The sequence below is a fragment of the Cedecea sp. P7760 genome (genome assembly GCF_013386425.1).
Lineage (GTDB): Bacteria > Pseudomonadota > Gammaproteobacteria > Enterobacterales > Enterobacteriaceae > Cedecea > Cedecea selenatireducens.
The window spans coordinates 1-17,286 of sequence record NZ_JACARU010000016.1 but is presented as its reverse complement, the minus strand read 5'-3'; the positions used below and the strand labels follow the sequence as shown (position 1 = coordinate 17,286).

The 17,286-nt window shown below is 56.7% G+C and carries 15 protein-coding genes and 1 riboswitch; of the genes, 8 read left to right on the top strand and 7 right to left on the bottom strand.

Translation table 11 applies throughout. The features are described from left to right. Positions 1-8: 8 nt before the first annotated feature. Positions 9-1,469: a PTS cellobiose/arbutin/salicin transporter subunit IIBC gene (gene ascF, locus HX778_RS07345; RefSeq protein WP_176981635.1), complete on the top strand. Its 1,461-nt coding sequence runs from the start codon at positions 9-11 to the stop codon at positions 1,467-1,469. Positions 1,470-1,481: 12 nt separating this feature from the next. Continuing rightward, positions 1,482-2,912, top strand: a complete 1,431-nt coding sequence (locus tag HX778_RS07340; protein ID WP_038481167.1) for a 6-phospho-beta-glucosidase — start codon at positions 1,482-1,484, stop codon at positions 2,910-2,912. Between the two features lie 85 nt (positions 2,913-2,997). Here the strand turns inward: HX778_RS07340 and HX778_RS07335 are convergent, their stop codons facing one another. From HX778_RS07335 to HX778_RS07325, 3 genes are all read right to left on the bottom strand, one after another. Next, positions 2,998-5,130, bottom strand: a complete 2,133-nt coding sequence (locus tag HX778_RS07335) for a TonB-dependent siderophore receptor (protein ID WP_176981634.1) — start codon at positions 5,128-5,130, stop codon at positions 2,998-3,000. A gap of 166 nt (positions 5,131-5,296) precedes the next feature. Continuing rightward, entirely contained in the window at positions 5,297-6,427 is a 1,131-nt protein-coding gene (locus HX778_RS07330; RefSeq protein WP_176981633.1) for an ABC transporter substrate-binding protein, read from the bottom strand. Between the two features lie 121 nt (positions 6,428-6,548). Continuing rightward, on the bottom strand, positions 6,549-7,475 hold the full coding sequence (locus HX778_RS07325; RefSeq protein ID WP_038481170.1) for a LysR family transcriptional regulator: 927 nt from the start codon (positions 7,473-7,475) through the stop codon (positions 6,549-6,551). Between the two features lie 255 nt (positions 7,476-7,730). Between HX778_RS07325 and HX778_RS07320 the strand changes: the two genes are divergently transcribed. Both HX778_RS07320 and HX778_RS07315 read left to right on the top strand, forming a co-directional pair. Next, positions 7,731-8,342 carry an FMN-dependent NADH-azoreductase gene (locus tag HX778_RS07320; RefSeq protein WP_326979621.1) on the top strand — a complete coding sequence of 204 codons (612 nt, stop codon included), beginning with the start codon at positions 7,731-7,733 and terminating at the stop codon, positions 8,340-8,342. 40 nt (positions 8,343-8,382) lie between these two features. Further along, complete coding sequence (locus tag HX778_RS07315; RefSeq protein WP_038481174.1) at positions 8,383-8,787, top strand: DoxX family protein; 405 nt, start codon at positions 8,383-8,385, stop codon at positions 8,785-8,787. Between the two features lie 43 nt (positions 8,788-8,830). On the opposite strand, the gene lpxO is transcribed toward HX778_RS07315, so the two are convergent. Further along, the gene (lpxO, locus tag HX778_RS07310) at positions 8,831-9,733 is read right to left on the bottom strand and encodes a lipid A hydroxylase LpxO (protein WP_038481175.1); all 903 of its coding nucleotides are present in this window, start codon (positions 9,731-9,733) and stop codon (positions 8,831-8,833) included. 218 nt (positions 9,734-9,951) lie between these two features. Beyond that, a riboswitch (TPP riboswitch) is annotated at positions 9,952-10,048 on the top strand. Between the two features lie 38 nt (positions 10,049-10,086). Between lpxO and thiM the strand changes: the two genes are divergently transcribed. From thiM to HX778_RS07295, 3 genes are all read left to right on the top strand, one after another. Further along, a complete protein-coding gene (thiM, locus tag HX778_RS07305) occupies positions 10,087-10,875 on the top strand; it encodes a hydroxyethylthiazole kinase (RefSeq protein WP_176981632.1) in 789 nt (262 codons plus the stop codon). Next, entirely contained in the window at positions 10,872-11,672 is an 801-nt protein-coding gene (gene thiD, locus HX778_RS07300) for a bifunctional hydroxymethylpyrimidine kinase/phosphomethylpyrimidine kinase (protein WP_176981631.1), read from the top strand. Before thiM ends, thiD begins: the two co-directional genes overlap by 4 nt. Positions 11,673-11,758: 86 nt before the next feature. After that, entirely contained in the window at positions 11,759-12,505 is a 747-nt protein-coding gene (locus tag HX778_RS07295) for a GntR family transcriptional regulator (RefSeq protein ID WP_176981630.1), read from the top strand. Here the strand turns inward: HX778_RS07295 and HX778_RS07290 are convergent. The 3 genes from HX778_RS07290 to HX778_RS07280 are packed head-to-tail and all read right to left on the bottom strand — an operon-like array spanning position 12,479 to position 15,754. Continuing rightward, positions 12,479-13,459 carry a PfkB family carbohydrate kinase gene (locus HX778_RS07290; RefSeq protein ID WP_176981629.1) on the bottom strand — a complete coding sequence of 327 codons (981 nt, stop codon included), beginning with the start codon at positions 13,457-13,459 and terminating at the stop codon, positions 12,479-12,481. The two genes, HX778_RS07295 and HX778_RS07290, sit on opposite strands and share 27 nt — an antisense overlap. Continuing rightward, entirely contained in the window at positions 13,446-14,459 is a 1,014-nt protein-coding gene (locus HX778_RS07285) for an ADP-ribosylglycohydrolase family protein (protein ID WP_176981628.1), read from the bottom strand. The genes HX778_RS07290 and HX778_RS07285 overlap by 14 nt, the downstream gene beginning before the upstream one ends. A gap of 2 nt (positions 14,460-14,461) precedes the next feature. After that, complete coding sequence (locus HX778_RS07280; protein ID WP_176981646.1) at positions 14,462-15,754, bottom strand: nucleoside permease; 1,293 nt, start codon at positions 15,752-15,754, stop codon at positions 14,462-14,464. Between the two features lie 259 nt (positions 15,755-16,013). Here HX778_RS07280 and fbaB point away from each other — a divergent pair, with 259 nt between their 5' ends. After that, positions 16,014-17,066, top strand: a complete 1,053-nt coding sequence (gene fbaB / locus HX778_RS07275; protein ID WP_038481182.1) for a class I fructose-bisphosphate aldolase — start codon at positions 16,014-16,016, stop codon at positions 17,064-17,066. The last annotated feature ends 220 nt before the right edge of the window (positions 17,067-17,286 follow it).

The following is a 17,286-nucleotide window of genomic DNA, read 5'->3' as shown; positions in this document are numbered from 1 at the left end:
TTCACCTCATGGCGAACAAGTACGAGGCAGTATCCCGACAGATTGTCGAGGCTTTAGGCGGGGCGGAAAACGTGGTGGCGGTGACCCACTGCATGACGCGGTTGCGCTTTGTTTTGCGGGACGACGCGAGCGTCGATAGCGCCAGGCTGAAGGCGATTTCCGGCGTGCTGGGCGTGGTAAAGAACGACCAGCAGTGCCAGGTCATCATCGGTAATACGGTTTCTCAGGCCTACGCCGAAGTGCTGAAGCATTTGCCGGAAGGGGCCGGAGACAGGCCGCAGGCAGGGGCAAAAGGCAAGCTGACCCTGAAACGTATCGGGGCCGGTATTCTGGACGCGCTGATTGGCACCATGTCTCCGCTTATCCCGGCCATTATCGGCGGCTCAATGGTGAAGCTGCTGGCGATGATTCTCGCGATGACCGGGCTGTTTGAAAAGACCTCCTCCACGTTGATTATTCTGAACCTCATCGGCGACGGCGCTTTCTTCTTCCTGCCGGTGATGGTGGCGGCTTCCGCCGCCGTGAAGTTTAAAACCAATATGTCGCTGGCGATTGCTATCGCCGGGGTGCTGGTGCATCCGGCATTTATTGACCTGATGGCAAAAGCGGCGCAGGGGCAGGCGGTTGATTTTATGGGTATTCCCGTGACTGCCGTGAAGTACACCTATACCGTTATTCCCGCGTTGGTGATGACCTGGCTGCTGTCGTACATCGAACGATGGATTGACCATATTACGCCTGCGGTGACCAAAAACTTCCTTAAGCCGATGCTGATCGTGTTGGTTTCCGCCCCGATAGCGATTTTACTGATTGGGCCTTTAGGGATCTGGATCGGTAGCGGGATTTCTTCGCTGGTGTATACCGTGCACGGCTACCTGGGCTGGCTTTCCGTTGCCATTATGGGCGCGATATGGCCGCTGCTGGTGATGACGGGTATGCACCGCGTGTTTACGCCGACGATTATCCAGACCATCGCTGAAACCGGCAAAGAAGGTATGGTTATGCCGTCTGAAATTGGTGCCAACCTGTCGCTCGGCGGCTCCTCTTTGGCCGTTGCCTGGCGGACTAAAAACCCGGAACTGCGTCAGACAGCGCTTGCTGCCGCCGCGTCGGCAATTGTGGCCGGTATTTCTGAACCCGCACTTTACGGCGTGGCGGTGCGGCTGAAACGCCCGCTGATTGCCTGCCTGATTAGCGGCTTTATTTGCGGTGCCGTAGCCGGTATCGGCGGCCTTGCCAGCCATTCCATGGCCTCTCCGGGGCTTTTCACCAGCGTGCAGTTTTTTGACCCGGCCAACCCGATGAGCATCGTTTGGGTTGTGGCGGTAATGATTCTGGCCGTGGTGCTCTCGTTTATTACTACGCTTATTCTTGGGTTTGAAGACATTCCCGTTGAGGACGCTAAAGCAAAAGAGCAGGGCAGCAGCGCGGCATTTGTACCACCAGATAATGCAGTAAAAACACTTTAAACAGAGGTAAAAATGGCTGAGACAGCTTTTCCAAAAGGATTTTTATGGGGCGGCGCTATTGCGGCTAATCAGGCTGAAGGCGCGTATCAGGCAGGCGGGAAGGGGCTGAGTACCGTCGACATGATCCCGCATGGCGAAAACCGCCTTGGGGTTAAACTCGGGGTGGACAAGCGCTTTGAGCTGCGCGCCGATGAGTTCTACCCCAGCCACCAGGCCATAGATTTTTACCATCGCTACAAAGACGACATCGCGCTGATGGCTGAAATGGGGTTTACCGTTTTCCGCACCTCTATCGCGTGGAGCCGTATTTTCCCTAAAGGTGATGAAACCACGCCGAATGCGGAAGGCATCGCGTTTTACCGTGATATGTTCGCCGAGTGCAAAAAGCACAATATCGAACCGCTGGTCACGCTGTGCCACTTCGACGTGCCGATGCATCTGGTGCAGGAATACGGCTCATGGCGTAACCGTAAAATGGTGGAGTTTTTCAGCCGCTACGCGCGCACCTGCTTTGAAGCGTTCGACGGCCTGGTGAAATACTGGCTCACCTTCAACGAAATCAACATCATGCTGCACAGCCCGTTTTCCGGCGCCGGGCTGGTGTTTGAGGCAGGTGATAACAAAGAGCAGGTGATGTACCAGGCCGCGCACCATGAGCTGGTCGCCAGCGCGCTGGTCACCAAAATTGCGCACGAAGTTAACCCGCAAAACCAGGTTGGCTGCATGCTGGCGGGCGGTAATTTCTATCCGTACAGCTGCAAACCCGAAGACGTTTGGGCGGCGCTGGAGAAAGATCGCGAGAACCTGTTCTTTATTGACGTGCAGGCGCGTGGGGCTTATCCGGCCTATGCCGCGCGCATGTTCCGTGAGAAAGGCATTGAGATTGTCACCGAGCCTGGCGACAACGAAATCCTGAAGAACACCGTCGATTTTGTCTCCTTCAGCTATTACGCCTCACGCTGCGCTTCGGCAGACATGAACGAGGGCAACACCAATCCGGCGAACATCATTAAATCGCTCAAAAACCCGCACATTACCTTCAGCCAGTGGGGCTGGGGCATTGACCCGCTCGGCCTGCGCATCACCATGAACATGATGTACGACCGCTATCAGAAGCCGCTGTTCCTGGTGGAAAACGGGCTGGGCGCGAAGGATGAAGTGAATGCGAAAGGGGAAATCAACGACGACTACCGCATCAGCTATCTGCGCGAGCACATTAAAGCGATGGGCGAGGCAATTGAGGACGGTATTCCGGTCATGGGCTACACCTCGTGGGGCTGTATTGACCTGGTGTCGGCTTCAACCGGCGAAATGAGCAAGCGCTACGGTTTTGTGTACGTTGACCGTGATGATGAAGGAAAGGGGACGCTGGCGCGTACGCCGAAGAAGTCGTTCCACTGGTATAAGAAGGTGATTGCCAGCAACGGCGGGGATCTGGAGTAGTTTTCCCCTCCCACCAAAGCGTGAGAGCGTCGTACCTATTAATCCCCTCTCCCTTCCAGGGAGAGGGTTAGGGTGAGGGTCTTTATCAGAACGCCAGAGAACCCTGCACGAAGAAGGTGCGCGGTTCGCCTACGTATTTACCGGAGTTATTGTCGTTTGAACGCGTGTAATAACGCTGATCGAACAGGTTTTTAATCCCGGCACCCAGCTTCAGGTGAGACAGCGACGGCCCGAAGTCGTACTCGCCGCGCATATTCCACACCATATAACCTGCGATGTTACCAAACTGCCCGTCCGCGCTTTCGTCGGTGATGTAGTTCGGCCCGGTACCCGGAGAGCTCTGTTTAGACTGAGCAAAGCTGTCCAGATTCCACACCCAGTTTCCGGTCGCGTAGCGCGTACCCACGGTGTAAACCTGACGAGAGTAGAACGGCAGGTCTTTACCGGCGAAGTCGCCTTTGTTGCTAGTGGCTTTGGTATAGGTGTAGGTGGTGTACACGCTCACGCCGTCCAGCGCACGGTTTACTTCGCTCAGGTCGTAATTCAGCGCCAGTTCGAGACCCTGATGCTTGGTCGCGCCGAGGTTCGTCCAGCCCACGATATTGTTGATGTACTGCAGCTGATCGTTGAAGTCGATGTAGAACAGCGTTGCTTCGGCTTTCAGCGATGTATCGTCATAGCGGGTACCGAACTCATAGGTATGCGCTTTTTCCGGGGTCAGGCCCGCTGCCGGCTGGTTGCCGCTGCCGCCACGGGTCAGCTGGAAGTACTGCATGCTGCCGAAGGAAGTGCTGGCGTTGGCGAACAGTTTCCAGGCGTCAGACATATGGTACATCACGCTAATAGAAGGCAGCGGCTCGCTGTAGGTCTTCTCGCGGTCGATGTTCTGGAAGGAATCACTGGTGTGCGTTTTGATGCTTTCATAGCGCAGGCCCGGCGTAATCGTCCAGTTGCTGACGTTAATCGCATCATCAATATAGAAGGCGTTAGCCGCGGTACCGCCGGAGCTGTGCTGGTAGTACTCGCTCATGTCCGGTTTGGTGAAGGTTGTCGCCGGGTCATACGCTTTTGGCGTGCGGTAACCCTTCTCGTCCGACGTTTCGTTCAGGTAGCGGTAGCCCAGGGTGACCTCGTGAGACATATCCCAGAAGCGGAACAGCTGGGAATAGGTTGGCTCAATCGCCCAGGTCGAGTAGTTACGCGGCGCGGAGTTCAGCGTGCGTTTGTTGCCCTTGAAGTACTCCAGGTCGCTGCTGCGGTAGCTGTCGGTGAAGTAGGTCAGGACTTCCAGCTTTTTGTCGTCTTCGGTGTGTTTGTATTTGAAGGACATGTCCTTGCGGCGGCCTTCAAAACGGTCCCAGCGGCGGTCAGACTGGAAAGGATCCTGCGCATACTGCGCGGTAGTCAGGCCGCCCGGCATGCCGGACTGCGCTTCATAGTAGTGGAAGTTAGCCTGCAGCTCATCGCGATCGGTGAAGTTATATTTCGTCTTCAGCATGAAGTCGTCGATGTCGGTATTGTCGTTGCTCTCGCGGTAGCCCTGGCCGTGCAGACCGGAGTAAAGCAGCTCTGCACCAAAGCCGTTATCCGCCGTGCCGCCCACGGACGCGCTGGTCAGCGTCTTCAGACCGCCGTGGCTGGCGCCCTGAGTCTGCGCGCTAACGGTGCCGCCGAACTCTTTTGGAATGTCGCGGGTAACGAAGTTAATCACGCCGCCCACGTTTTGCGGTCCATAACGCACTGCGCCGCCGCCGCGAACCACGTCAATGGATTGAATATTGCCCGTGCCCAATGGCGCCATGGAAAGCTGTGGCTGGCCGTATGGCGCAACCGCCAGCGGAACGCCGTCCATCAGGATAGTGGAACGTGGAGACAGGCGAGAGGTCAGGCCACGAATGCCCACGTTGAGAGAAATGTCGCTGCCGCCGGTACCGTTGCTGTCACGGACCTGGACGCCTGGAATGCCCTTCAGCGCATCGGCAAGCGTCTCTGAGCCTTGCTCACGAAGCTGCTGCTCGGTGACGATTGAGCGTGCGCCTGGGTGGTTAAGCAGCACGGTGCTGGTGTCAGGATTATCCAGCCAGTTGCCGACCACGGTAATGTCGTCAGCAGGTTTTTCTGCGGCATCTTTATCTGTTTGGGTTTTGTCAGCAGCGAGAGCTGGCAGCGCAAATGCTATCGCGCTTGCCAGGAGAGAGACACGAAAAAGGGGGCGCATCATCATTCCTATAGAATATGGGGTTGTTGTTATCAGTTTTTTTGGAAATGACAATCTTAATGATAATTATTTTCAAGTAAATAGTTTTGTTGCGGAATAATTCGGAATAAGGCAAAAAGTAAGCAAAAAAAACCGAGCTGTTGATTCAGCCCGGCATGTTTTTGATTTATGGGGTAACCCAGAAAACGCCGCTGTAGTCCAGGGCGGTAAACTGTTTGTGAACCTGCTCGATGTCGGCCTGCGGATCGATGTCCTTGAACAGGTCCGGGTGCAGGAACTTAGCGATAGTTTCTACCGCAATATAGTTCAGCGGGGAGTCATAGAACTGGTGGTAAATCGCCATGACGCGTTTCTCTTTGACTGCCGTCAGCACGTTAATCCCGGTGCGGTTCATTAGCCCTTTAAGCTTTTGCTCGGCCACGGCTTTGTCGGCCATATAACCCAGCGGTACCGCTTTAGGCGCGCGGTTGCCACGGTTCCAGTCGGCACCGGTCATCAGGTAGAAGTCCGGGTTGCTGGTGATAACCTGCTCGGTATTTACCTGGCCGCTCATTTCCGGGAACAGTTTGCTGCCCACGTTGTTGCCGCCGGCGGTATCAATAAACTGGCCGTAACTGCCTTTACCGAAGGTCTGGCAGCATTCATCGCCGCGAATACCTGCCGCACGCTCAATAAACACGCTCGGACGCTGCTCTGGTTTCAGCGTGGCCACACGCTCGCGCACCAGGTTCATCCGCTGCTGGTAGTGCTGAATAAAGGCGTCCGCGTTTTTCTGCTCATCAAACACTTTGCCCAGCAGCTCGATGCTCGGCAGGGTATTGGTCAGCGGCTGCTGGCGGAAGTCGATAATCAGTACCGGAATGCCGACTTTTTCCAGCTGGCTCAGCACGCCGCTGTTCTTCAGCTTAGCCAGCACGCCGATGTCAAAAATGATCAGATCAGGCTGTAAGGTAACCGCTTTTTCGACGCTGAAATCCGTGTAGTACGGATTTTCAAACATCGTGATTTTACTCACCTGCGGGAATTTTCTCGCGTAGGCATCCGCCAGGTCAGGCGCTTTGGTTTTCAGCGAGTTATCCCAGGCAATAATATTTTCCAGCGGATCCTTCGGATGAATAATGTTGAGCGCTAGCAGGGCTCGTGCATCCGCCAGCATCACGCGTTTGGCCGGATGCGGCAGCGTAACTTCCCGACCCGCTACGTCGGTAACAACAATCGGTGCGGCCTGGGCAGCACAGCTCAGCAACGCAACGGCAGCGAGCAGCCAGCGAGCTTTGGCGGTAAACACTGTGAACATGGATGACCTTCAGAACGGGAAAATTTAGGAAGGGAATGATAATCGATCTCATGATGTTTGGAACGGGGCGGCAGGAATTTTTCTGGTTACCAAAGGGGGCCCACCGGCCGATCGTTCGCCGCTAGTCTTTAAGCCGGCTGGCGGCCAGCTTAGCCGGGCAGAGGTTTTTAAGCCGCTCTATCAGCCAGCGTCCGGCCGGGCCTGGCGGAGAGGCAATGGGGTAGACGCCAAACATCGGCAGCGCGAGGCCGCCCGGCGGTACGTCCTCAATGTTCAACCGCACCAGCCGTCCTTCGCTGATATCCCGCTCCACAACGTGTGACGGCATGCTGCCCCAGCCCAGGCCGTCGAGCAAAAAGGCGTGTTTGGCCAGCAGATCGCCCAGTCGCCAGGTGGAAGGGGACATCACGCCAAACTCTTTGCCTTTGGAAAGTTCGGAGCGGTCGGTCAGCACCAGCTGTACGTGTTTGGTCAGTTCTGACTTTGGCACGATGCCTTCGAACTGTGCCAGCGGATGGTCGGGAGCGGCGACCATTACCAGCGAGACCCCGGTCAGGCGCTCTCCGGTTAACGATGCGGGCATATCCGGCAGTGAACCGAGAATGCCAATGCCCGCGCTGCCGTTAAGCACGGGCTTATAGCCGCCGCCAAGCGCCTCAACAAACAGGCGCAGCGGCGTGCCAGGAAACTGTTCGCGGAAAGCTTTTGCCGCCGAAGTCATTGCCTCCAGCGGAAAGAAAACGTCCACCACCACCGAGAGTTCCGATTCCAGCCCTGACGACATGCCCCGTGCGCGGGCCTTCATAAAATCAACGCGAGAGACAATGCCACGGGCGTCGGCCAGCAGTACTTCACCCTCGGGCGTGAGCTTCGGATACCGGCCAGAACGGTCGAACAGCTGCACGCCAATTTGCGCCTCCAGCCCCCTGATCAAATCGCTTATCACCGACTGGGCCCGATACATTTTGCGGGCGGCCGCGGAAAAGCTGCCTTCGTCGACGGCGGCAATAAACGTGCGAAGTTGGTCCAGCGAAATACCGTCCAGCATTGTGATTCCTGCCTGACTGTGAAGGGGTGAAGCGCAATATAGCGCCTCGCGTTGGCTTTGTCATCGGCGATGATGTATCGGCTGGGTCGATGGGTTGCATCGAAATATAACGGCTATTCGGGTGGATAAGGCGGTGGCATAGTGACTGCCATGTTCAGCGAATCCTGAAGATTGAGCTCCGCTATGTTAACGGCTTTTAAAAAACTTTTTACGCGCTTATCCCCTAAACAAAGCTCTATTTCTGAGGCCAAAACCATGTCGACTATTCTGCATATTGATACCAGTGTTCTGGGCGGTTATTCCGTCAGCCGCCAGCTGTCGGCGGAGATTGTTGCCCGCCAGAAAACGCTGCACCCCGGCGCGACCGTGATTTACCGGGACCTGGTTCAGGCCCCGGCTCAGCACCTGTCGGATAAACACATTGCCGCTTTCCAGGGGGCTGAAGTGACCGACGCGGCGCTGGGCGAAGACCTGGCCGCCGGGGGGGCGTTCATCGACGATCTGTTCGCTGCCGACGTGATTGTTATTGGCGTGCCGATGTACAACTTCTCCATTCCTTCCCAGCTCAAGGCGTGGATTGACCGCGTTTGCGTGGCCGGGCGTACCTTCCAGTACGGCGCCAATGGCCCGGAAGGCCTGCTGCCAAAAGGCAAAAAAGTGTTCATCGCCTCTTCACGCGGTGGTCAGTACACCGGCGACAGCCCGGCGGCCTTCCTGGAGCATCAGGAGTCTTATCTGAAAGCGGTTCTGGGCTTCATAGGCCTGACCGACGTGACGATTATCCGCGCTGAAAACTTAAGCCGTGGCGATGACGCGAAAAATGCCGCGCTCGCCGATGCCAAAGGCCAGATTGCCGCGCTGTCCTGATAGCGACAACGCGCATCAATCAACTTAACGGGAAATCCGGATGGACAGATACGCTACTAACTTCGCGACCTTGGGTCGCATCGTGATTGCTGCGATTTTTATCGTCAGCGGATTGGGGAAAATTGCTACGCCTGAGGCGACGCAGGGCTATATTGCCTCGGTAGGGCTGCCGTTCCCGTTACTCGGGTATCTTATTGCCCTGGCGGCTGAGGTGGGAGGCGGCGTTCTGCTGCTGGTGGGTTACCGTACGCGGTTGATTGCGGCCTTGCTTGCCGTGTTCACCGTAGCAACAGCGGTGTTTTTCCACCACAACTTTGCCGACCAGAACACCCTGCTGCACTTCCTGAAGAACCTGATGATTGCTTCGGGCCTGCTGCAAATCTCAGCGCTGGGGGCGACCTCCCTGAGCTTTGATACGCGCCGCCTGCAGCGTCAGTTGCGGTAACTCGTTTAACGTAAGGCCTCAATTATGGGGCCTTACGCTTTGATTAAAACGCCCGCCAGATAAGCACCGCAATCCCGCCAAACAGCAGCCATTTAACGATGTAGTACACCGTCTTATTCCAGCTTTTGAGCTTCTTGCCGACGATACGAATCTGATAGATGTAACGGAACGCGCGGTTAATGCCGCCGATGCGGTCATTTTCATCGTTAGGCGCCGACGCGGCGCTCATCAAATTGCGTCCCAGCCAGTGATTGACCGCCTGGGCCCAGCGGTAACGCATCGGTCTTTCCACATCGCAAAACAGGATCAGGCGATTCTCACCGCTGGTATTTTCCGCGTAGTGAATATAGGTCTCGTCAAACAGCACGCCTTCGCCATCTCGCCAGCTATAACGCTTGCCGTCCACTTCAATAAAGCAGCGATCGTCATTGGGGGTTGCCAGCCCCAGGTGGAAACGCAGCGAACCGGCGTACGGGTCGCGGTGACGCGGCAGGCGGCTGCCGTCGGGCAGGGTGGCGAACATCGCGGCCTTGATGGACGGAATCGCATGCAGCAGTTCGGTAGTTTTTGGGCACAGCAGGCTGGCCGACGGGTGGGCGTTTTCATACCACTTCAGGTAAAAGCGTTTCCAGCCGGTTTTAAAGAAGGAGTTAAAGCCGGCATCGTTAAATTTGTCGGCGGCTTTTATCTGCTCCAGCTTTTGCAGGTGAATACCTTCTTCGCGAATAACCTCCCAGTTATCACGTAAAGTGACGAGTTCGGGAAACGTTTCCGGCGTTAAGTAAGGCGTATTCGGTACTCGGGAAAAGAGGTACATAAAGCCGTTGAGCGGGGCGGTAAACGTAGAGTGGTCCGACAGCTGCCGCCAGAAGCGAAAGCGAACCCGGCCGCGATAATGCACATAGGCCACTGAAATAATAATGATGAGCAAAATGATATATTTCATATTGTTTTATCTAACCACTATGATTTTGAACATCCCTGCCGGGCGAAAGGCCCAGACTGCCATAAACGCACCTTTGCAAAGGCGCTGAAATAGAGCTTAGCAGCGGTTTTAGCGAAGTAAATGTTGCCTCGGAACAAGTTTCGGGCTTGTTTAAAACAAGGGGGGCTGGCATCATTCTTAGCGTGGTTAACCTGTAGAGTTAATCACAACACATTGATTTAAATGACTCGGGGTGCCCTTCCTTGTGAAGGCTGAGAAATACCCGTACCACCTGATCTGGATAATGCCAGCGTAGGGAAGTCAGATGCCTGTCCGGTATCCCTTCTTTCACGCCGGACAGGAGCCTTACCTTGATGCAACCTGACCTGCTACCCGGCGCGACTGCCGCCTCTGTTTTACACCAACTCCGTCAGCATTCTCCGCTGGTTCACTGCATGACCAATGACGTGGTGCAAACCTTTACCGCCAACGTGCTGCTGGCGCTGGGCGCTGCCCCGGCCATGGTGATTGAGGCCGAAGAAGCGGCGCAGTTCAGCGGGCTGGCGAGCGCGCTGCTGATCAACATCGGCACGCTGACTTCAGAGCGTGCAGCTGCAATGCTGGCTGCCATTCATGCCGCCAATAATGCCGGAACGCCATGGGCGCTCGACCCGGTCGCTGTCGGAGGTCTTGCTTTCCGCACACGTTTTGCTCGCGAGATAATTCAACTCAAACCGGCCGCTATTCGTGGCAACGCCTCTGAAATCCTGGCGTTAGCGGGGGAGCAGGCCGGAGGGCGCGGCGTGGACAGCACCGACGATGCGCTTTCTGCTATTCCGGCAGCGCAAACGCTGGCGCGGGAAACCGGGGCGGTGATTGCCGTGACCGGCGAAATTGATTACGTCACAGACGGAGAGAGAACGCTTGCCGTTAACGGCGGCGGAGAGCTTATGACGCGCGTAGTCGGCACCGGTTGCGCACTTTCCGCCGTGGTTGCTGCTTGTTGTGCTTTACCGGGCGACAGGCTGGACAACGTTGCCAGCGCCTGCCGTTTTATGTCGCTGGCCGGTGAGCAGGCCATCGCTGCCAGCCGCGGGCCGGGAAGCTTTACGCCCGCTTTCCTCGACGCGCTTTATCATCTGAATGCGGAGGTGCTGGCATGAAGCGAATTAATGCTCTGACCATCGCCGGAACCGATCCAAGCGGCGGCGCGGGGATCCAGGCCGATCTGAAAACCTTCTCCGCGCTCGGCGCTTACGGCACGAGCGTGATCACCGCGCTGGTGGCGCAAAACACCCGTGGCGTGCAGTCCGTTTACCGCATCGAGCCTGCGTTTGTGGCGGCGCAGCTCGATTCGGTACTCAGCGATGTGCGTATAGACACCACAAAAATTGGCATGCTGGCAGAGGCCGATATTGTTGAGGCCGTCGCGGAACGTCTGGCGTTTTACAAGGCACCGAACGTGGTGCTGGACACGGTGATGCTGGCGAAAAGCGGTGATTCGCTGCTGGCCCCATCTGCGATAGAAAGCTTACGCCGCAGGCTGTTACCGCACGTTGCGTTGATTACGCCTAATCTCCCGGAGGCCGCGGCGCTGCTGGATGCACCTCACGCGCGCAGCGAAAAAGAGATGCGCGAACAGGGTGAAGCCCTGCTGGCGATGGGCTGCGAGGCGGTGTTGATGAAGGGCGGGCACCTGGATGATGAGGAAAGCCCGGACTGGCTCTTCACCCGCCATGATGTGCAGCGTTTTACCGCGCCTCGTGTACAGACGAAAAACACCCACGGCACCGGCTGTACTTTATCTGCCGCGCTGGCTGCGCTACGCCCTCGTCATGACGACTGGGCGCAAACCGTAGCCGCTGCAAAAGTCTGGCTGTCCAAAGCGCTGGCGCAGGCCGATTCTCTCGAAGTCGGGCACGGCATTGGCCCGGTGCATCATTTCCACGAATGGTGGTAACTGTCGGTTAAGCGAGAAGTTTTTAGCCAGCATAATACCAATGGTACTATACTGGCTTCATCTTCCTTGCCGGACAATTGCGTACCATGGAACAGGCCCATCACCAGTTAGTTGAACAGCTAAAACAGCGCTTTGCCGCCCCGGATAACGTCCCTCTGTACCTTAAATTTGTCGAAACGGTGAAAAACGCCGTGCGCTCTGGTCAACTGCCTCAGGGCAATATCCTGCCGGGCGAGCGCGACCTCAGCCAGCTTACCGGGGTTTCACGGATTACGGTGCGCAAGGCGATGCAGGCGCTGGAAGATGAGGGCGTGGTGACGCGTTCGCGCGGCTATGGCACGCAAATTAATGCGACGCTTGAGTATTCGCTGAAAGAGGCCCGAGGGTTTTCGCAGCAGGTGGTGCTGCGGGGCAAAAAGCCGGACACGCTGTGGGTTAACAAGCGGGTGGTGAAATGCCCGGCGGACGTTGCGGAGCAGCTGGCGATCCCGGCGGAAAGCGAAGTCTTTTTACTCAAGCGTATTCGCTATGTGGACGAAGATGCGGTGTCTATCGAGGAGTCTTACGTGCCGACAGGCTTAATTGCCGATCCGGATGAGATTGGCGTCTCGCTGTACGACTACTTCCGCAGCCAGAATATTATTCCGCAGCGCACGCGCAGCAGGGTCAGCGCCAGAATGCCGGACAGCGAATTCCAGACGCATATCAAGCTGGAAACGCCGGTGCCGGTTTTGGTCATCAAACAGGTGGCGTTCGATCCGCAAAACCGGCCCATTGAGTACAGCATCAGCCACTGCCGCAGCGATTTATACGTTTTCGTCTGCGAAGAGTAGGGACTGTTCGAGCTGCTCGAGTTCAGGCGCGCAGTCGCCTCCGCGATGGCCAACCACATAGCTGGCAACCGCATTACCCAGGCTAACCGCTTCTTCCAGACTCCAGCCTGCCGCCAGGCCTGCCAGCGTGCCGCCCGCGTGGCTGTCGCCCGCACCGATAGTATCGACGACGATGGTCGGGAACGGTGCGGCGATGCCCATTTGTTTGCCGTCGGCGAACCAGGCGCCTTCTTTATCTAACCTAACGATCAGCGGGCTGGCGTAGCGGGCCAGCCAGGCGTGGCAGATAGCTTCGATATTGTCAGGATCAACCTCAAGCCACTCCGCAACGATGGCGGCTTCCTGGCGATTCAGCGAAACAATCGGCCTGCAGGCCATGATCCTCGCCAGCAGCGGCTGGGCAATATCGGCAATGCGCGGGCCAAAGTCGATAAACGGCGTGATGTCGCGAAGTGATTCCAGCCAGCGGACGAGTAGTTCAGCGCCCGGCCCGGCGAGCTGGTAGCCGGAAAGCGACAGCAGCGTGCCGGGCGAGATAACCAGGGCATCAAGCCAGGCCTGATTCCACTGATGCTCCACGCCGCGAAAAGACATAAAGGTACGTTCTCCGTCGGGCTCAACCAGCGCCAGGCACCAGCCGTTATCCCCCGCATCGGTATGAATTTCGCTACGGATTTGCTGTTTTTCGAGGCTGTTGCGAATAATGTCGGCCCAGGTACCCTGGCCAATCGGCAGCGCGTTCTGCGAGGTTATGCCCAGGCGCGACAGCGTAATGGCGATGTTCAGCGCGCAGCCGCCGATGTTCACCCCCTGCTGGTGCAGCTCAATATCACAGCCCCGCCACGGCAGGGCGTAGGCGTCGGCGATGACGTCAATCACCGCCGAACCGAGCACGCAAACCGGGCGCTGAGCGTTAAGCCGGGGCAGCTTGCTTAGCAGCTCATTTGGCTTCATGACTGGCCTCTCTTTGCTGGCGGTAAGCCATAAAGATTCGGCTGTAGCGCGTGAAGTCGAGCTGGTTCTCTTCATCCAGCTCCTGCTTTAACGCCGGGTCGATGCTTTCCACGCCGTTAAGGGCGCCACAGATGGCGGTTGCCATAGCGCCAATGGTGTCGGTATCTCCCCCGAGGTTTGCGCACAGGATCGCGCAGCGGTTAGGGTCAGTTTTCGCCAGTTCGACCATCGCGATGGCGGCCGGTACGGACTCAACCGTGCTGGTGCCGGTGCCGACCAGTTGGTAAATCTCCTCCATGGCGGATTCGGTACCGCGTGCTTTTCTTGCCACACTCAGCGCTAATTCCAGGCGTGCCGCGAGGGAAGCGCTAAACGTCGTGATCCGTTTTTCCTGCGCGTGGCGGGCAACGGAAGGCAGTTCATCGCAAATTGTCTGCCAGCTTGCGCCGTCAATCGCGCGGGAAATTGCCCAGGAAATCACCACCGCACCGGCGATGGCTAAGTCCGACTTGTGCGTTGGGCTTGAGGCCAGCGCCACTTCGGCTACAAACTGATCGAGATTGGCCGTAGGCAACATACAGCCCAGCGGGGAGGCACGCATTGCCGCGCCGTTGGTGACGCCATTGTTTTCCAGCTCGCTCACCGGCGTGCCTTGTTTAATCGCATTCAGGGCTATTTTCGACGTCGGGCCGAGCACGTTTTTGTTAAACGCATCGAACCCTTCGGCCCAGGCCAGAATATGGCGGCCGATGGCGTCCGGGTTTATCGCGCCGTGGTGCTCGATGATGGCATCCGCCAGCGCCAGCGCCATCGAGGTATCATCGGTAAACTTAGCGCGGGCAAAGTAACAGGCGGCGTTGTTTTCTGCCGGGCCAGGCAGGAACCGGTCTATCCAGCCGAAGTGCGCCTTCACGCGCGAGCGCGGCCAAAGTTCGGACGGCATGCCCATTGCATCACCTAACATCTGGCCGTAAAAGGCTCCCAGAATACGATTTTCCATTTTTACGCTTCCTTCAATACTTTTTCAGATTCATCCCCGGCAACGGCGATGGTAGCAATCTCTTTGTCCGACTCGCGGAAGAAGACCATGAACAGCACGGCGATGACGGCAATCATTATCGCGCCAAAGCCCCACATCCCCGCCCAGTTAAAGGTCTGGCCGTTCACCGGCGAGGAGTAAGCAAACATTTTTTCCATCATTTTGCCGCCGAGGCTGTAGCCCAGCAGACTACCGAAGCCCTGGCAGCAAAGGGTGATCAGCCCCTGCGCCGCGGTGCGCATGTACACCGGTGATTTCTTGTCTACGTAAATGTAGGCGGTGACGTAGTAGAAGTCGTAGCTCACGCCGTGCAGCAGGATGCCGAGGAACAGCAGGCCGTAGGTGAACAGGTGTGACGCGTCGCCGTAAACAAAGAAGCCGTAGCGAATGGCCGCCGTGACCAGACCAAGCAGCAAGACCTTTTTAATACCAAAACGCTTGGTGAAGAACGGCAGCGCCAGCATAAAGAAGATTTCGGAGAACTGGCCGAGGGTCATCCAGCCGGTGGCGTTGTGCATGCCGACTTCGGTCAGGTAGCCGTTGGCAAAGATGTAGTAAAACGCCAGCGGCATAGCAAACAGGAACGAACAGAAGAAGAAGACCAGGAAATTTTTGTCTTTGAGCAGCACCAGCGCGTCGAGGCCCAGCATCACCTTCAGGCTTAATTTACCGGTACTTTTTGGCGGCGTATCTGGCAAGAAGAAGGCGAACACGCCTAAAACAACCGAGCTGATAGCGGTAATCAACAGCGGCACGTTGGTCGGAGAAATATCGCTGAAGCCCATCATCTGTGGCAGGAAACCGCACACGATCCCTGAGGCAATCCAGCCGATGGTGCCCATCACGCGAATACGCGGGAAGTCACGTTCCACGTCGTCAACGTTGGAAAACGCGATGCTGTTGGTGAGCGCAATGGTCGGCATATAGGTCAGCGAGTAGGCCAGCAGCAACGGGAAGAAGTAGACAAACTCCGTTTGCTGCGCGGCCAGATACATCAGCCCGGCGCCGACGAACATCAGCAGCGCCAGCACTTTCTGGGCGGCAAAGAAGCGGTCGGTCAGCGAGCCAACCAGGATAGGCGACAAAATAGCAGCGATGGCGGTGCAGGCGTAGGACCAGCCGATTTCACCGGCGGTAAAACCACTTTTGTTGAGGAACAGCCACAGGGGCACAAACCAGGCGCCCCAGATAAACCATTCGATAAACATCATGAACGAAAGGCTAATCGTTGTACGTTTCATGCTCAGGACCTTCATGACAGGTGTAGGGTGTGCCTTAACCATACCAATGAATAATACCTTTTAAATACCTTTGAGTCGATTCTATGATCGCCCTTGCAAAAATAGCCGGGGTGGCCACCTGGCTTTACTCCTGGAAAGGGTGCAAAAGTGCGCCTGAACTGGCGAATCCGCGCCTTGGGTACCAGGCTTAGTGCTGCCCGGTTTTTTGACCCGGCAGAACAGGATTATTCATGCGCAGCGGGCAGGGTGCTCGCTGCCCTTACGGGAGCGTATTATGACTGATATTGCGCAGTTGCTTGGCAAAGATGCCGACGGCTTGTTACAGCATCGTTGTATGACTATTCCGGCAGATCAGCTTTATCTGCCCGGCTCGGACTACGTTGACAGGGTAATGGTCGACAATAACCGCCCGCCTGCGGTGCTGCGAAACATGCAGACGCTTTACAATACCGGGCGTCTGGCCGGTACCGGTTACCTCTCTATTCTTCCCGTGGATCAGGGCGTTGAGCACTCGGCGGGCGCGTCGTTTGCCACGAATCCGCTGTACTTCGATCCCAAAAATATCGTTGAGCTGGCCATCGAGGCGGGCTGTAACTGCGTGGCCTCCACCTATGGCGTACTGGCTTCGGTTTCACGCCGCTATGCCCACCGCATTCCGTTCCTGGTGAAGCTGAACCACAACGAAACGCTGAGCTACCCGACCACCTACGACCAGACGCTGTATGCCAGCGTTGAGCAGGCCTTCAATATGGGTGCTGTGGCGGTTGGCGCGACCATTTATTTTGGCTCACCTGAATCCCGCCGTCAGATTGAAGAGATCTCCGCCGCCTTCGAGCGTGCGCACGAACTCGGTCTGGTGACCGTGCTTTGGGCCTATCTGCGTAACTCTGCCTTCAAAAAGGACGGGGTGGATTACCACGTCAGCGCTGACTTAACCGGCCAGGCGAACCACCTTGCGGCGACTATCGGAGCCGATATCGTGAAGCAGAAAATGGCGGAGAATAACGGCGGCTATAAAGCGGTGAACTTTGGCTATACCGATGAAAAAGTTTACAGCAAGCTGACCACCGATAACCCCATCGACCTGGTGCGCTACCAGCTGGCCAACTGCTATATGGGTCGCGCGGGCCTTATCAACTCCGGCGGTGCTGCAGGCGGTGAAAACGACCTGGCGGATGCGGTGCGTACGGCGGTTATTAACAAACGTGCGGGCGGCATGGGGCTGATTCTGGGGCGTAAGGCGTTCAAGAAATCGATGGTTGACGGCGTGAAGCTGATTAACGCGGTGCAGGATGTTTACCTGAATGAGAAAGTGACCATCGCGTAAATTATCGCGTAATCTAAAAAAGTCCTCCGATATGGGCTGCCCCTATTGGTGGACTTTTTTATAGGAGTTTTTTGCGGTTGGGTGATTGCCATCATCCCGGTATTCTTCTTGCCTGCGCCGTCTCTTAGCTATAAATATGCTCCATGAAGGATCGGCTAAAGTTCCGTTCACCTCCAGTCCTGCTTCACATGTCACCCCCGAACCGGTGAACGTCTCGGGA

Coding starts and splice junctions, on each gene's coding strand:
- ascF (WP_176981635.1), top strand. CDS start 9: ATGGCGAACAAGTACGAGGCAGTATCCCGACAGATTGTCGAGGCTTTA.
- HX778_RS07340 (WP_038481167.1), top strand. CDS start 1,482: ATGGCTGAGACAGCTTTTCCAAAAGGATTTTTATGGGGCGGCGCTATT.
- HX778_RS07335 (WP_176981634.1), bottom strand. CDS start 5,130: ATGCGCCCCCTTTTTCGTGTCTCTCTCCTGGCAAGCGCGATAGCATTT.
- HX778_RS07330 (WP_176981633.1), bottom strand. CDS start 6,427: ATGTTCACAGTGTTTACCGCCAAAGCTCGCTGGCTGCTCGCTGCCGTT.
- HX778_RS07325 (WP_038481170.1), bottom strand. CDS start 7,475: ATGCTGGACGGTATTTCGCTGGACCAACTTCGCACGTTTATTGCCGCC.
- HX778_RS07320 (WP_326979621.1), top strand. CDS start 7,731: ATGTCGACTATTCTGCATATTGATACCAGTGTTCTGGGCGGTTATTCC.
- HX778_RS07315 (WP_038481174.1), top strand. CDS start 8,383: ATGGACAGATACGCTACTAACTTCGCGACCTTGGGTCGCATCGTGATT.
- lpxO (WP_038481175.1), bottom strand. CDS start 9,733: ATGAAATATATCATTTTGCTCATCATTATTATTTCAGTGGCCTATGTG.
- thiM (WP_176981632.1), top strand. CDS start 10,087: ATGCAACCTGACCTGCTACCCGGCGCGACTGCCGCCTCTGTTTTACAC.
- thiD (WP_176981631.1), top strand. CDS start 10,872: ATGAAGCGAATTAATGCTCTGACCATCGCCGGAACCGATCCAAGCGGC.
- HX778_RS07295 (WP_176981630.1), top strand. CDS start 11,759: ATGGAACAGGCCCATCACCAGTTAGTTGAACAGCTAAAACAGCGCTTT.
- HX778_RS07290 (WP_176981629.1), bottom strand. CDS start 13,459: ATGAAGCCAAATGAGCTGCTAAGCAAGCTGCCCCGGCTTAACGCTCAG.
- HX778_RS07285 (WP_176981628.1), bottom strand. CDS start 14,459: ATGGAAAATCGTATTCTGGGAGCCTTTTACGGCCAGATGTTAGGTGAT.
- HX778_RS07280 (WP_176981646.1), bottom strand. CDS start 15,754: ATGAAGGTCCTGAGCATGAAACGTACAACGATTAGCCTTTCGTTCATG.
- fbaB (WP_038481182.1), top strand. CDS start 16,014: ATGACTGATATTGCGCAGTTGCTTGGCAAAGATGCCGACGGCTTGTTA.